Annotated in this window: 15 protein-coding genes; 13 read left to right on the forward strand and 2 right to left on the reverse strand. The window is 40.4% G+C overall.

Annotated features, from left to right (window positions below; translation table 11 throughout):
- Window positions 1–157: 157 nt before the first annotated feature.
- Window positions 158–592 carry a hypothetical protein gene (locus tag ACR63T_RS03695; protein WP_472784800.1) on the forward strand — a complete coding sequence of 145 codons (435 nt, stop codon included), beginning with the start codon at window positions 158–160 and terminating at the stop codon, window positions 590–592.
- Window positions 593–689: 97 nt separating this feature from the next.
- Here the strand turns inward: ACR63T_RS03695 and ACR63T_RS03700 are convergent, their stop codons facing one another.
- Entirely contained in the window at window positions 690–1,292 is a 603-nt protein-coding gene (locus tag ACR63T_RS03700) for a LysE/ArgO family amino acid transporter (protein ID WP_472784801.1), read from the reverse strand.
- A gap of 258 nt (window positions 1,293–1,550) precedes the next feature.
- On the opposite strand from ACR63T_RS03700, the gene ACR63T_RS03705 reads away from it, so the two are divergent.
- From ACR63T_RS03705 to ACR63T_RS03715, 3 genes are read left to right on the forward strand one after another with little or no spacing between them, the layout of a single operon-like run.
- Window positions 1,551–2,276: a hypothetical protein gene (locus ACR63T_RS03705; protein ID WP_472784802.1), complete on the forward strand. Its 726-nt coding sequence runs from the start codon at window positions 1,551–1,553 to the stop codon at window positions 2,274–2,276.
- A gap of 12 nt (window positions 2,277–2,288) precedes the next feature.
- Window positions 2,289–2,936, forward strand: a complete 648-nt coding sequence (locus tag ACR63T_RS03710) for a hypothetical protein (protein WP_227680351.1) — start codon at window positions 2,289–2,291, stop codon at window positions 2,934–2,936.
- 9 nt (window positions 2,937–2,945) lie between these two features.
- Window positions 2,946–3,485: a hypothetical protein gene (locus ACR63T_RS03715; protein WP_472784803.1), complete on the forward strand. Its 540-nt coding sequence runs from the start codon at window positions 2,946–2,948 to the stop codon at window positions 3,483–3,485.
- Window positions 3,486–3,717: 232 nt separating this feature from the next.
- Here the strand turns inward: ACR63T_RS03715 and rluB are convergent, their stop codons facing one another.
- Window positions 3,718–4,641 carry a 23S rRNA pseudouridine(2605) synthase RluB gene (gene rluB / locus ACR63T_RS03720; protein WP_472784804.1) on the reverse strand — a complete coding sequence of 308 codons (924 nt, stop codon included), beginning with the start codon at window positions 4,639–4,641 and terminating at the stop codon, window positions 3,718–3,720.
- Between the two features lie 368 nt (window positions 4,642–5,009).
- Between rluB and ACR63T_RS03725 the strand changes: the two genes are divergently transcribed.
- From ACR63T_RS03725 to ACR63T_RS03765, 9 genes are all read left to right on the forward strand, one after another.
- Complete coding sequence (locus ACR63T_RS03725; RefSeq protein WP_472784805.1) at window positions 5,010–6,110, forward strand: polysaccharide biosynthesis/export family protein; 1,101 nt, start codon at window positions 5,010–5,012, stop codon at window positions 6,108–6,110.
- 12 nt (window positions 6,111–6,122) lie between these two features.
- Window positions 6,123–6,554: a low molecular weight protein-tyrosine-phosphatase gene (locus ACR63T_RS03730; RefSeq protein WP_472784806.1), complete on the forward strand. Its 432-nt coding sequence runs from the start codon at window positions 6,123–6,125 to the stop codon at window positions 6,552–6,554.
- 121 nt (window positions 6,555–6,675) lie between these two features.
- Window positions 6,676–8,880 carry a polysaccharide biosynthesis tyrosine autokinase gene (locus ACR63T_RS03735; protein ID WP_472784807.1) on the forward strand — a complete coding sequence of 735 codons (2,205 nt, stop codon included), beginning with the start codon at window positions 6,676–6,678 and terminating at the stop codon, window positions 8,878–8,880.
- Between the two features lie 109 nt (window positions 8,881–8,989).
- Window positions 8,990–10,945, forward strand: a complete 1,956-nt coding sequence (locus ACR63T_RS03740) for a polysaccharide biosynthesis protein (RefSeq protein ID WP_472784808.1) — start codon at window positions 8,990–8,992, stop codon at window positions 10,943–10,945.
- A gap of 101 nt (window positions 10,946–11,046) precedes the next feature.
- Window positions 11,047–12,066, forward strand: a complete 1,020-nt coding sequence (galE, locus tag ACR63T_RS03745) for a UDP-glucose 4-epimerase GalE (protein ID WP_472785224.1) — start codon at window positions 11,047–11,049, stop codon at window positions 12,064–12,066.
- A gap of 225 nt (window positions 12,067–12,291) precedes the next feature.
- Window positions 12,292–12,471: a polysaccharide biosynthesis protein gene (locus tag ACR63T_RS03750; RefSeq protein WP_472784809.1), complete on the forward strand. Its 180-nt coding sequence runs from the start codon at window positions 12,292–12,294 to the stop codon at window positions 12,469–12,471.
- A 224-nt stretch (window positions 12,472–12,695) separates the two neighbouring features.
- Window positions 12,696–13,973, forward strand: coding sequence for a Vi polysaccharide biosynthesis UDP-N-acetylglucosamine C-6 dehydrogenase TviB (gene tviB, locus ACR63T_RS03755; protein WP_472784810.1), 1,278 nt, complete (start codon window positions 12,696–12,698; stop codon window positions 13,971–13,973).
- Window positions 13,974–13,992: 19 nt separating this feature from the next.
- On the forward strand, window positions 13,993–14,946 hold the full coding sequence (locus ACR63T_RS03760; protein WP_472784811.1) for a Gfo/Idh/MocA family protein: 954 nt from the start codon (window positions 13,993–13,995) through the stop codon (window positions 14,944–14,946).
- 4 nt (window positions 14,947–14,950) lie between these two features.
- Entirely contained in the window at window positions 14,951–15,511 is a 561-nt protein-coding gene (locus ACR63T_RS03765; protein ID WP_472784812.1) for a hypothetical protein, read from the forward strand.
- The last annotated feature ends 1 nt before the right edge of the window (window position 15,512 follow it).

Here is a 15,512-nt window from a genome sequence, read left to right on the forward strand (position 1 = left end):
AGAAAAGTTCGATTATGTCGTTGTCGCGACAGATCATTTCTCAACGCCAAATATTCCTTACTTACTTTGAAGGCTTGGAAGAGTTCCCAGGTCGCGTCTTACATGCTCATGACTTCCGTGATGCGCTAGAGTTCAAAGGCGAAGACATCTTATTGGTATGCAGGATCAGTGCTTTACCTTTAATATGTTCGATGCGCAGGCTTGGTATGCGCGTGATGTGATGATGGGTGAGATTGAATTGCCAGATCTAGCGACTCGTACAGAAGATGAAAATCATTGGTTAGCGACTTACGATGATACGGTAACGGTTAATGATTCTATTGACTTTCAAGCCAGCTATATCCGTGATTTGACCAACTCTAAAGACTATCCAGAGTTTGCCGTAGAAAAACAGGCGGATATTTTAAAGCAGTGGCAGATTGATAAAGTCAGTAATATTATGGGCTTTGGAGAAAAAGCCTATCGATCAACTCTAACGGGTACACTTGCGCCTGAATTACCAGAGCGGTGGTTAGATATTACTGATGATTCGCTTGAGCACTTTTTAAACTTAACCCTTGTTAAGCCGACCAAGCGCAAAAAAGCTTCTTAAAAACTCAGTTATTAATAATTGAGTTTGTTATAAAAACCAAACATCCTTGTATAAGGTGTTTGGTTTTTTTATGGCGACTACTTGTTACTGGCAATGTTTAACTACTATAAAGATGCCATGCCAAATACAGCATCAATAGACCAACCAAGCCATCTAATATATTCCATGCTTTTGGTTTGACAAATAAAGGCTTGAGCAAGCGCGCCCCATAACCAAGCGCGAAGAAAAAACAGAATGAAGCACTAACAGCGCCCAACCCAAACAGTAATTTATTATCTGCGCCTGTTGAAACCATGCCAACTAGCACCAAAGTATCTAGATAGACATGCGGATTGAGCCAAGTAAAACCGATACAAAGCAATATCGCCTTTTTTAGACTAGTTACTGCCGCTCCCTCAGTATCGAGTGCATGTGATATGCGCACACTAGCATAGAGACTTTGCAGACCATAGCCCAACAAAAAGATAACTCCTGCAACTTTGGCTATAGTCACCACTTGCGGGAAGCGCGCAGTAACCGCGCCAAACCCTGCAACCCCAGCGGATATCAGCAAGGCATCACTGACCGCGCAAAACAAGCAGACTATAAAGACATGCTCGCGCTTGAGACCTTGTTTGAGGACAAAAGCGTTCTGTGAGCCGATAGCAATAATCAGTGATAAGCCGAGTAAAAATCCAGAAATATAGTCTATAAAATTCATAAGATAGAGTCATCTTTAAAGATAGCGTAGAGAAGGTTTTAAGAGGCAGTTTAGGTGATAGCGTTGACGTTTACTTACTGGCAGAGTCACAAAAAACTGGTAAGATACGCTGTTAGTTTAGCTTTTACAACCGTTATAAATGCTAGGCTAGTTTAGCTGGTTTTAGATATTAGCTTAGAGATGGAACCAAGATAAGAGCCTTGGCAAAGGTGTTGATATTAACAGTGTTAGCTCTCACAGTGAGGAGCAGGGTAGGCTATGGTGGTAAGTTTAGCAAGAATGCTACAGTCATTTGCACAAGGATATGATGATCTACCAACGCAAGCGGCTAAGAATGCGCAGCAGACGGTTGAGATAATTACTGACGGCAGAGATGAACAAGTTACGGATATTGCTCTGAGGGCGCCCAAACGCGTTGAGCGAATTTGTGACGCTCTAGCACAAGTCAATGATATTCGCTCGCCGACGCCTTTAACCGATCGATATTTGGCCAATCGCGCAGTATGGCGCTCGCCCAATCGCCCTCCGTTTGACCCTGATACCCTATGGACACTGAAACATGGACGCTGCCCGATTATGACTGAACTTATTGATGTGGTTGATGAGCCCACCCTGAACGCTATGCCTATCGAAGCGGTTGCGATATTAGATCGTATTAACGGCAAGCTCAAGCGCTATCGTGATTGGAGCGAAGAGCTAAATGATGAGCAACAGCAGCACAATGAGCGTCAGTTTGTGATAGATAAGCTAGTTAAAGAAAGCATTCCTGAAGCCTTGCGTCACTATGAGCAACTGCAACGCTTTAGTCCGCATCGTACTAGGAATAATTTTGCACAAGGCAGTATGACCGCAGGCGATATGCTGACGGATTTATTTTTAGAGATCGACTATGAGCTTGATGAGCTATTAGATGAGCTCCATCAGACCGTACTCAATCGGTTAGCCTCAACCCATCGTTATGTCAAAAGCCGTACGCAAAATTAAAAGGAAGCCTTAATGACCCAAGTTACTGCTATGTTAATCATGTTTGTCTTATACGGGGTACTCCCAGCAGCGGGTTTGTTTTTGGGCTATCGCGGTGTCAAAAAGCTTACCGCCCCTAAAATGCTAGAATATCAAGCTATGCCGCAATTGGGTTATATTCCCGAAAAAAGCCTGCCCGCTGATGTAAGAACCGCTCTTGCTCAGATTAATGAAAAAGGCGAAAAGCTAAGTCTTATCTATGGCGATACTAATAATGACGGGCAGATCGATGATAAAGATACGGTTAATGAAACTTATATCATGATCCAAAACTTAATGGATCGCCATATCCCACAAGCGGTCGCTGATTATCGCCGTTTGCATGATTTGGATGGCGGGCGCGCTGATACTACCAAAATTAAGCACTCTAATGTCACAGGTAAAGAGGCGCTCTTAGATGTACTAGGCACGATCAATGTGCAATTCGATGACTTGCTCAACGCCTCTTATCATCAAGATGGACAAAAACTACTAGCGACCAATCGCTACTTGCAACAGCGCTTTGATACGCCAGTCACTCCAAATCAAGCACGTCAATCGATTGATATGATTACTAACCCTGCCAATATAGACGCTACAGATAATAATCGCACTATCGTTATAGATAGCGTTAAGGATTAAATTTAAAAGATGCTAATGTTGCTAGGTATGGGCGTGCTCAGTACCGTAACTGTTTTTTATTTAACTAAAAAAGGCTGGCATGCGCTGCATAAGGCGGTTGGTATTACGCCAGGGGTACTAATTTATCAAAACCCGCAAGCGCCATTGTCTATCAAGACCTTAATTTGGCAAAATCTGAACTTAAATAATCATCATTTAACGCATCTTTCAGAGTTACAATTGCGTCAGCTGCAATACATCGATAAAAAGATAGACCTCTATCAAAGCTATCAGCAGTCTGTAAAGCAGCAGAGTATCACCCCTGCGCTAACAGAGCAGCAGTTTGTATTACATAAGCTGCTGCATACACGCTTGGCAGAAACGCTGGCGAGTTATCATCATTTAGTTAGCGTGAGCAGTGACACTGACAAACAGGCTGAGGCCAATCAGCTTTTGCAAAATCTGCTTAATAACATAGAGCAGCGCTTAGAAGATTTATTGACGCAAGTAGAGGACAGTAATTTGCAGGACTTACGAGTGATGAAGCAGTATATGGATAGCCAAGATTAGAATATACATAGTTGTGAATTCATAAATTATTATCTTTTGTAGGGTGCGCCCAGCCCACCGATTACTAGTCAAAATCTCGTCGCCTTTACCTATATTACATCTGATGTTTTACTCAGTTCGTAGGCTAACATTCATACTATCTCTTTTCATTATGAATAAAATTAAATCAATTATTAAAAAAAAGCGCTCAATGATAAATTATCACTGAGCGCCTTTTTATTATTGAAACAATCTAGCGTTTATTATTACGATCGCGAGTATTGCGCGAACCGCGACTAGCTGGGCTACCGCTAGTTTTGGGCTTACTATCAGCACCAGTATTACGATTGTTCTCACTGCGACGCGCTTTGAGCGGTTTGTTTTTGATACGCTCTTGCTTTTCTTTGGCCGCGCCATGTAGCCCTGTGCCATAACGAGGACGCATATTGACTAAGTCAGTCAAAGTGTTGATGTCTTTTTTGTCCAGCTCTAAGAAGCGACCGGTACGTAGCTCTTTTGGTAAAGCAATGCTGCCGTAGCTAGTACGTAATAGACGACTCACCTTGAGACCTTGTGACTCAAACAAACGGCGTACTTCGCGATTACGACCTTCTTTTAGTTTGACGTGATACCATTTATTGACGCCTTCACCGCCGCCGTCTTTGATATCTTCAAACTGCGCCATACCATCTTCTAACATTACCCCAGAAGTCAGGTTGCGAGCGATCTCAGAAGTGACTTCGCCTAATACGCGTACTGCATATTCGCGAGTAATCTCATTAGACGGATGCATCAAGCGATGCGCCATCTCGCCATCATTAGTAAACAATAGCAGCCCTGATGAGTTAATATCCAAACGACCGACCATGACCCAGCGATCGTGAGTCAGTTTTGGCAAACGCTCGAATACTGTGGGACGACCTTCTGGATCATTGGCTGAGCAAATCTCGCCTTCGGGCTTGTAGTAGGCAATAACGCGGCGGCGTTTTTCGCTCTCAGCGGTATACTTGATCTGACGACCATCGACGCGAATCTCATCACCAGGGCTGACCCGATCGCCAATAGTAGCAGGGCCATTATTGACACTGACACGACCCGCTTTTATCACCTCTTCCATCTGACGGCGTGAGCCAAGACCCATGCGAGCGAGGGCTTTTTGTAGTTTTTCATCTTGCATAACGATATCCTTGAATCGGTATAGTTTACATTTCTCAATGTAGTGAATAGGGTAGATAATACGCATTATGCGCAGGTCGCTATTCTACGCTATTTATAGCTATAATACAGCTTTTGATAGTTATAATTTTAGAGCACTATTGAAGTACTAAAGGATATTTGTTTATAAGAACTCATATATCTTTGGATCAAAAATGCGAATATTAAAGATAATAGATGTGTTTTTTAATTAATAAGAGTTTATTAATTCGTAACCAATTATGCTATTATGGCTTTTTTTGTAATACAGATAAGATATTGATATAAAGACAGCTTTGGTTGGTTGTTGGTAACTACTATCTATTCCTAGGGTTTATAAAGGTTTTTATTATGGGTCAATCCTCTAAGCTATTAGGTGCAACCAGCTTACTACTAATCAGTTTGTTATCTGGCTGTGCGACTGTCAACTCTGGTCTACAATCAGGTGATTTACCGCCAGTAGGGAGCTTTACTGCTGAGAATGGTTTACAGTTTACGGTTCAGCCTTTAAGCTTAGCCACCTTGCCAGCACCACAAGTCACCATACCTACTAATGATATCTATCAGCTTATTAATAGCTCTACTAAGAAAGAATATCGTATTGCCCAAGGTGATGTTTTGAGTATCAATTTGGTTGGTTACCCTGATATTAGATCACTACCTGTAACTGGTAATGATAGCAACCCTTCGGCATCTGGATATCCTGTTGATCAACAAGGCTATATTCAGTTTCCACTTATTGGGCGGATCAAGGCTAGTGGTATGAGTGTGCCTACCTTTACTGCTACTCTACAAAATAGATTACAACGTTATCTTAAATACTCAGACCCTCAAGTCAAGATTATCAATTACCGTGGTAATAAGTTCTTTATTGACGGTGAAGTTAAGCAGCCTGGCGAGTTTTCTATAGAAGATGCGCCCGTGTCGTTATACAGCGCGATCTCTATGGCAGGCGGTGCTACGGTCGATGGTGACTCTAATAATATTACATTAACTAGAAATGGTAGAAACTATGATTTGAGCTTGCAAGCCTTGCGACAAATAGGCTCATCAGGTAATCAGATCTATTTGCAAGATGGCGATTCTATCCATGTGAATAGTCAAAGTCGCAATAGAGTCTATGTGCTAGGGGAGTTTGGACAAGTTAAGCCCGTGCCGATATTAGAACAAGGGATCAGCTTAGCCCAAGTGCTAGGAGAATCGCAAGGTCTAAACTCCTTTACCGCCAATGCGGCTAAGGTGTATGTGGTACGTGATAATCCCGGGCTTAGAATGACGAATATCTATTACATCGACATGCAAACTATCACCAACTTCTCTTTAGCCAATCGCTTTGAGATGCAGGCTAATGATATTCTTTATGTCGATCCTACTGGCTTGACGCGTTGGAGCCGTGTGATCAACTCATTATTACCTTCTACCTCAGCGATCAGAAGCTTCGCCACATTATAGAAGGTAAACATTATGGCATTTGATAATATTTTAGTCGTGTGTGTAGGTAATATTTGTCGTAGCCCTATAGCTGAGGCATTACTCAAAGACAAGTATCCAGACAAACATATTGACTCTGCAGGGCTTGGTGCCTTAGTAGGTAATCCTGTTGACCCTAACTCGCAAGAGGTTATGAATCCCTACAACATAGATATGTCCAGTCATGTTGCCAAGCAAATCAATGAGCAACTGGTTATGACAGCAGACTTGATATTTACTATGTCAGATAGTCAAACCAAGTGGATTGAAGAGCGCTGGCCACATTGCCGTGGTAAGACCTTTCGAATTGGTCATTGGATCGACAAAGACATTGCAGATCCTCATCGGCACGAAAAAGCAGCATTTGAGACAGCTAGAGAAGATATTATGCACAGTTTAGTGCCTTGGACTGATAGAATCAGCTAAGCTATCATTTCTCGACTTTATTAGTACCAGGCTCTATCAGTATTGAGCTTTAGTAGTACCAAGCGATAGATATTGAGCGGTTAATAACCAATAATGACTTTTAAGTGGCGACAATATAGATATGACTACCGACTTGCAGCAAGCCCCTAGTAGTAAACCTAGCGATGATAACGATGAGATAGATCTATTAGCACTGCTGTGGACAATACTAAAGGGTTGGAAAACTATCCTATTATTAGCATTATTAGGCCTAGCGATAGGGGTGCTCTATAGCCGTTATGTCAATCCAACTTTTAAGTCAGATGCGCTTATTCAAATCGATGAAAAGTCATCAGGGATATCTGCTCTTGGGAGTGATATATCAGACTTGATTGGGTCAGAGGCCAGTCCTGCACAGACAGAGGCGGAGCTGATCAAATCACGCATGGTTTTAGAGCCTGTCGTCGACCTACTACATCTACGTACACGTCTTAGTAATCCTGAGATCGGTTTTGTTGATCGCATAGCAGCCAGTCGTATTCCTTCGCAAATAAATACGCCTGAGGGCGTTGCGCTCAAAACTGGAGATGGCCAAGCAAAGATTAGTCATTTTGATGTATCACAAGGCTACCTAAATAAGTCATTTACCTTAACGAGAGCTGAGTCGGGATATACTTTGAGCAATGATCTAGATGAATTTCAAGGTCAGTTCAATCAGCCGCAGCGATTTAAGGGAGTAGATGGTTATATTCATATTACTATCAATGATCTACCCGCTATTGGCGATACTGTCAACATTACTAAGCAGTCTTTAAAAGTCACCACCGATGCCATTAATAGTAAACTATCGGTAGTAGAGAAGGGTAAGCAAACGGGAATCATCCAGTTATCCATGACTGGACCAGATCAGCAGCAAGTGAGCTTGATACTTAAAGAAATTATCTTATCTTATACTGCGCAAAACCAATCTCGTGGTACCGAAGAGACAACAAAAACCCTTGCCTTTATGGAAACCCAAATTCCACTATTAAGGCAAAGACTAGAAGAATCAGAAGCAGTCTTCAATGACTTTCGGGAAAAGAACGGCACTATTGATGTCGCGCAAGAAGCACAGCTACTGTTGACAGAAAACGCAAATATTGACGCTCAACTCAATGAGCTGCGACTCAAAAAAGCAGATCTAACTACTTATTATACCGAAGAGCATCCTTTGGTTATTCAGATCAACGAGCAGATTGCAGTACTTAACGCTAGACGCCAACAGATAGATAATACTATCGGTGGTTTGCCTGAGATTCAAAGAGAGTTTTTGAAGTTATCGCAAGATACCGAAATCAATAGAGAGATCTATCTGACCTTACTCAAAAACTATCAACAGCTGCAAGTCGCTAAAGCAGGTCAAACAGGTTTTGCACGTATTGTTGATTTGCCGATTAGCACCTTTGAGGCAATAGCGCCTAAAAAGCTACAGATCTGGATATTAGCTTTGCTATTAGGGGGTATGCTTGGGACAATAATAGTATTAATTAAAAACCTATTAAGAAACGTCGTACAAGATCCTGATCGTCTTGAAGCTAAGACAGGCATACCTGTGATCGCTACTATTCCACGCTCGCCCTTATTATCTCGTTTGGGCAAAGGTAAACAGTCATCCAGTCGTTTATTGGCTTATACCGATAGTCATGGCATCACTTATGAAGCTATAAAAAGCCTAAGAACGAACCTTATGTTTGCGATGCCATCACAGGGTAAGATCGGTGATCGGGCAAAAGTTATTTTAATTACAGGGGAGAGCCCAGGAGTGGGTAAATCCTTTATCTCCTCGAACTTATCTGAGGTTTTTGCACAGCTTAATAAAAAGGTATTAATTATCGATGCCGATATGCGCTTAGGTAAGTTGCATGAGATGTTTAATACTACCCAAGACAATGGCTTAGGCGATTATTTGGCAAAAGGTGCCAGCTTAGTAGATGTTATTCACCCTACTGAAATGGCGAATATTGATTTTATGCCTAGAGGGCAACACCCCTCTAACCCAGCATCATTATTATCAGGCAATAAATTTGCAGATATGATGGCTGAGCTCAATCAGCATTACGACTTTATTGTTATCGATACCCCGCCTATCTTGGCAGCGTCAGATCCTATTATCCTCTCACAGTATGCTGACAAAGTCCTAATGGTCATCCGTAATAATAAGTCGATTGAAGGGCAAGTGACTTATGCTGTCAAGCAACTGAACAAAGCAAATGTTCATGTCGATGGCATTATTCTCAACGATGTACAGCAAGGACTCATGAGTAAATATAGTTATCACTATACTTATAGCTACGGAAACAATAATTGATAGTCAAAACATTGATAACTTGTCATGTAACGGCTATATAGCTATTATGTAATAAATATTATATTTCATTAGTTAAGTAGTGATTTGTTGTATCAGGGGAATATGCTCTATGCCAGAAGCACATGAATCGGCTAATTCTAATATAGAAACTAGAGATAGTTGGTCACAGCGTGGTGCTAAATATCTATTAGCATTACCGCGTAGCAGTAAGCGGGCTATTTTGATATCAGCTGATTTTGTTATGGCTGTAGTGTCTCTGTACTTTGCTATTGCCGTTCGCTACGGCTATATGGGTAATCATATTAGCTTGTTTACCTTATCTATGTATGCCTTTATCCCAGTAGTAGGGTTATATTTCATTGGTTTTTATAAAGGTGTTGCTCGTAGCTTCTTTGATGCAATGATGGGTAGTGTTTTACAATTATTTTTTGTATTGATTGTTGCAGCACAGGTCGTTTTTTATTTTCAACTAGTACCTGTAGTTCCACGCGCTGTACCAATTTTATTCTTATTTCTATTTTTCATTTGGTTATGGAATAGCCGTCTAACTATACGAGAGTTATTAGCACGCCTGCAAGGTCAGCGCCAGGACTCTCAGGATAAAGACAAATGTGATAGTGTGCTGATTTATGGCGCTGGCGAAGCAGGTAAAGAATTATTAGAGGGATTAAAAAACTCGCATAAGTATAGCGTAGCCGCCTTTATCGATGATGATATTCAGCTTAAAGGCGCTTATATACTGGGTAAACGTATTTATGATGCTGATGAACTGGTAGAGTTGGTTGCTAAGCTTGATATCTCTCAAATATTCTTAGCTATGCCCTCTATTAGCCGCGCTCGTAAGAGACAAATTATCGACAAATTAGCTGGCATCTCTATTAAGATAAAAGAGCTGCCAAGCCTAGAAGAGATCGCAGATGGCAAAGTCACGGTCAGCAGTATGCGCAAGGTCGATATATTAGATGTATTAGACCGTCAAACGGTTCAACCAGTCGCCAGTCTGTTACAGCTTAATATCACTGATAAATGTGTGCTAGTGACAGGTGCGGGCGGCTCTATTGGCAGTGAGCTATGCCGACAGATTGTAAAAAATCAGCCTAAGCTTGTGGTACTCTATGAGCTATCTGAATTTGCGCTCTATAGTATCCATCAAGAGCTGATTGCGAAAGTTGCTAGCAAAGAGATTTACAAGGGCATTGAAGTTATCGCTGTCATCGGTAATGTAACCAACCAAGACCATTTAACACGAATACTTAAACGCTATCAGATTCAAACCGTATATCATGCTGCCGCCTATAAGCATGTACCTATCGTTGAAGCCAATCCATTTGAAGGGGTTATCAATAATAGCAAAGGCACTTATCATTGTGCGCGTGCTGCTATCGAAGCTAAGGTTGCGACCTTTGTGCTAATCTCAACCGATAAGGCAGTCAGACCGACTAATGTGATGGGAGCCTCCAAACGTCTAGCGGAGCTGGTCTGTCAAGCGCTTAGTCAAAAAAATAATCCAAATAACAATCATACGCTTATCAGTATGGTACGCTTCGGCAATGTGCTCGGCTCTTCAGGCTCAGTAGTGCCTGTATTTACTAAGCAGATCGAAAAAGGTCAGCCTATCACGGTGACGCATCCTGAGGTTACGCGCTACTTCATGACTATTCCAGAGGCCGCGAATCTTGTTATTCAAGCTGGGGCGATGGCCAAAGGTGGTGAGGTATTTGTATTAGATATGGGTGATCCTGTCAAAATAGTAGATCTTGCACGGCGTATGATCCAGCTTAGCGGTCATGAGGTAAAAAATTATAAGCATCCTGACGGTGATATTGAGATCATATTTACAGGTCTCAGACCTGGTGAAAAGCTCTATGAAGAGCTGATCATCGGTGAAGACAATGTAGAAGACACCGATCATCCACTGATTATGCAAGCGATGGAGTCAAGCTTTCCATTAGCTGATCTTGAAGAGGTTTTATTTGATCTAAATGATAAAGCAAAATTATATGATGTAGAATGGCTAAAAAATCAATTTAGGCATTTCGTGGTAGGATATAAATCGGACACATAATAAATCATCTTTCTTATAAATATTCTTAGTTTTAAGTTATAGATGTAGTTCAAATGATGTTAGTCTTTTAAAAATTTCTCCCAATCCTAAATTACAAGGTGATTCTTATGATTCTATTGACAGGTGGGGCGGGATATATTGGTTCACATATGCTAATGAAACTATTGGAATCGAATCATAAAGTAGTTGTTTTAGATAATCTATCAAATAGTAGTAATGAGTCTATTAAGAGAGTCGAAGCCCTGAGCAACCATAAGTGTAATTTTATTGAAGGTGATATTAGAGATAGTAAGTGTTTAAATGATATTTTTGATAACTATAATATCGACTCTGTTTTGCACTTTGCAGGTCTAAAAGCCGTAGGTGAAAGTGTCAATAATCCAGTGTTGTATTTTGATAATAACATTAATGGGACTTTACAGTTATTGCAGTCTATGCAGCAATTTAATGTAAAGAAAATAGTGTTTAGTTCTTCGGCCACTGTATATGGTGATCCAAATAACTTGCCTATTTCCGAAGACTGCCCTATGTCTATGCCTACAAACCCTTATGGCTATACAAAAATGGCAGTAGAGCAGATGCTCATGCAGGTGGTCAAGTCTGACCCTATTTGGTCAGTAGCTGCATTAAGGTATTTCAATCCAGTAGGTGCTCACGAAAGTGGTATGATTGGTGAAGATCCAAACGGCATTCCTAATAATCTTTTGCCCTATATAGCTCAAGTTGCTATAGGTAAGAGAGATAAACTTTCTGTCTATGGCAATGATTATGATACGCATGATGGGACAGGCGTACGTGATTATATACACGTTATGGATTTGGTTGAAGGCCACTTAAGTGCGTTAGATTATGTAGGCAAAAATCAAGGATATAATGTGTGGAATTTGGGAACAGGTAGCGGTTATTCTGTTTTAGATATGGTAAAAGCATTTGAGAAAGTAAGCAATACTAAAGTCCCCTATCAAATTGTAGATAAAAGAGATGGCGATATTGCCAGCTGTTATGCTGATGCAACTAAGGCTCATCAACAATTAAATTGGTCTACTCAAAGGTCTATTAAAGATATGATGCAAGACACTTGGCGATGGCAAACCCAAAATCCAAATGGGTATAACTGCTAATATTATTTCATAATAACGATTCTTGAGGAAGATCATGGTGACAAAATTAAAATTGCGATTTTAGATATTGGCTGTGTGGATATATAATTGTCAGTCGAGTTTGATAAACATTGCATGTTAATAGGGTTGAATATTAATACGAGTTGTCTCTCTTTGACTAAATTATGCACGATATAAGAGGGTGGCGAGATATTTGTACTGGATAAGGGTGACCTCGTCAAAATCGTGGATTTAGCTCATCGAATGATCCAGCTTAGTGGATGTAAAGTAAAAGACGACAAAAACCCTCAAAGTGATATCGCAGTCATATTTATGGGCCTACGTCTTAGTGAAAAGCTGTATGAAGAGTTGATTATCGATGAAGATAGCGTTCAAGACATCGATCATGCAAGTGATGGAGCATAGATATCCATTAAGCAATCTTGAAGACATTTTATTTAAGCTGTCTGATAAAGCCAACCAGCAGGATCTAATGTAGCTTAAAGAGCTGTTCAAAAGCTATGCGGTAGGTTATCAGGAAGGAACACCCGCAGCAGAAAAGATCACAGCTACCACAAATAGGATACTAATCAGTATCTAATAACAACAGTAAATTAAATTAAATGACAAAATTAGGCTGATAATAAATTATGATAAATATTAGTGACATTAAGATAGCAGTAATAGGTCTAGGCTATGTAGGGTTGCCTTTAGCCGTGGAATTTGGTAAACATCGCCCTGTTGTCGGTTTTGATATCAATACCAAACGAGTTGCACAGCTACTCGAAGGTCATGATATCACTCTTGAAGTAGATGATAATGAATTGAAATCAGCTAGAAATTTGACATTCACTACTCAATTAGATGATATTATTGATTATAATTTTTATATTATTACGGTGCCCACCCCTATAGATGATAATAATGCCCCTGATCTGACGCCTTTAGAGAGCGCGTCTACTGCTGTTGGCAAAGTAATTAAAAAGGGTGACATCGTTGTATATGAATCTACTGTTTATCCTGGTGCTACAGAAGAAGTCTGTATTCCTATTATAGAGCGCGTATCAGGCTTAAAGTTTAACGAGGACTTCTATGTTGGTTATAGCCCTGAGCGTATCAATCCAGGCGATAAAGTCAATACCTTAACTAAGATTACCAAAATAACCTCAGGATCAACGCCACAGGCGGCTGATCTGATCGATAGCCTTTATGCCTCAATTATTACAGCTGGAACGTATCGTGCTAAATCAATAAAAGTGGCTGAGGCGGCAAAGGTGATTGAGAACACTCAGCGCGATTTAAATATTGCTATCGTTAATGAGTTTGCAAAAATATTTAATATTATTGGTGTTGATACTCAGGCTGTACTTGATGCAGCGGGTAGTAAATGGAACTTTTTAAAATTTAAGCCAGGTCTGGTCGGTGGTCATTGCATTAGTGTTGACCCTTATTACTTGACTCACAAAGCACAAGAAGTGGGTTATCGACCCGAAGTGATATTAGCGGGTAGACGTATCAATGACGGTATGGGCCAGTATGTCGCTACGCAAATGGTCAAAAAACTAGCCCGTAATAAGATACATATTGATGAAGCAAAGGTATTAGTGCTTGGTTTTACTTTTAAAGGCGACTGTCCTGATACTCGAAATACCAAAGTTATCGATATCATAAAAGAATTAAAAAGCTTTAATATTAACGTCGATGTCTATGATAATTGGGCGGATAAGCAAGAGGTTGTAGATCATTATGGTCTCGAATTAATCGATACTCTACATAAAGGGTACTACGATGGGATAGTTGTAGCTGTTGATCATAGCGATTATAAAAAGATGGGTATAGAGGCAATAAGAGCATTAGCTAAGCCAAATCATGTTGTCTATGACGTCAAGCATGTCTTTGAAGAAGAAGAAACAGATATTCGTCTCTAACAAAACCAAGGATAAAATAATGAAAAATTTTGCATTAATCGGTGCTGCTGGCTATATTGCTCCTCGTCATATGAAAGCCATTAAAGAAACCAATAATAAACTTGCTGTTGCTTATGACATTAATGATTCGGTAGGAATAATCGATAGTATTTCACCTAGCAGTGAGTTTTTTACAGAGTTTGAGCAATTTAGTAATTATTGCTATAGCCTTAAGCGGCAACCAGATCAAAAAATAGACATTGTTTCGATTTGCTCACCCAATTATCTGCATTATTCGCATATTGCGGCAGGTCTGAGAATGGGTGCAAATGTCATTTGTGAAAAGCCTTTAGTGCCTACTGAGGCCATTCTCGATGAATTGATTGAAGTAGAAAAAGAAACGGGTCAAAAAGCTTATAATATATTACAGCTGCGCCATCATGACGCTATACTCAAACTAAAAGAGCAGATCGCTACTGCTAATCGAGAAGAAAAATACGATGTAGAGCTTACGTATATTACCTCTCGTGGTAAGTGGTACCTTGAGAGCTGGAAAGGTGATTTAAACAAATCTTTTGGTATCGCAACTAACATTGGTGTGCACTTCTTCGATATGTTGCACTTCATATTTGGCGATTTGGTAGCCAATGAAGTTTATTATACAGGCGATACTAAAGCAGGTGGCTATCTGGAATATGATAAAGCACGTGTGCGTTGGTTCCTATCTATCGATGCTGATGACTTACCTGAGAGTGTACAAGGTAAACAACCTACTTACCGTTCAATCAACATCGAAGGTGATGAGATTGAGTTTTCTGGTGGATTTACAGATTTGCATACGATCTCTTATCAAGAGATACTTGCAGGACGTGGTTATGGTCTAGAAGACGCAAGATTTGGGGTCAAAACCGTGGAGCACATTCGTCATGCGAAAGACTTGGTCACAGATGAGTCTAAGCTGCATCCTTATTTGAATAAGCTTTTATTAGGATAGTAAGATGAATAATAATGTGCAAATACATCCTTCAGCAGTCATTCATGAAGGTGTTGTCATTGAAGATGATGTTTATATAGGCCCTAACTGTATTATCGGCTATCCACCCGAAGATAAATCTGTGTTTCCTGAAACGCCTCATACCGTCCATATAGGTTCAGGTACAAAGATTACTGGAGGTGTGACTATTGATGCTGGGACTGTTAGAAATACCTACATTGGCAATGACTGTTTTTTGATGAAAGGTGCTTATATAGCACATGATGTCGTCATCGGGAATAAAGTCACTCTATCTAGCCACGTTATGCTTGGCGGTCATGTAGAAGTTATGGAGGGTTCTAACTTAGGTATGGGCTGTATTGTTCACCAGCGTCAAAAGATTTGGCCTTATTGTATGATCGGAATGGGGGCAATTGTCACTAAAAGACTAGTTATTGAGCCTTTCTCTATATATGCTGGCAACCCAGCAAAGAAAATAGGGACGAATGATAGAGGTATGGAGAAAAGTGAACTTGATGAAAAAGCAATAGCTTCCATACAAGAAGAGTTTAACGCAAGCAGGTGAT

It is taken from the genome of Psychrobacter sp. M17(2026), from assembly GCF_055699815.1.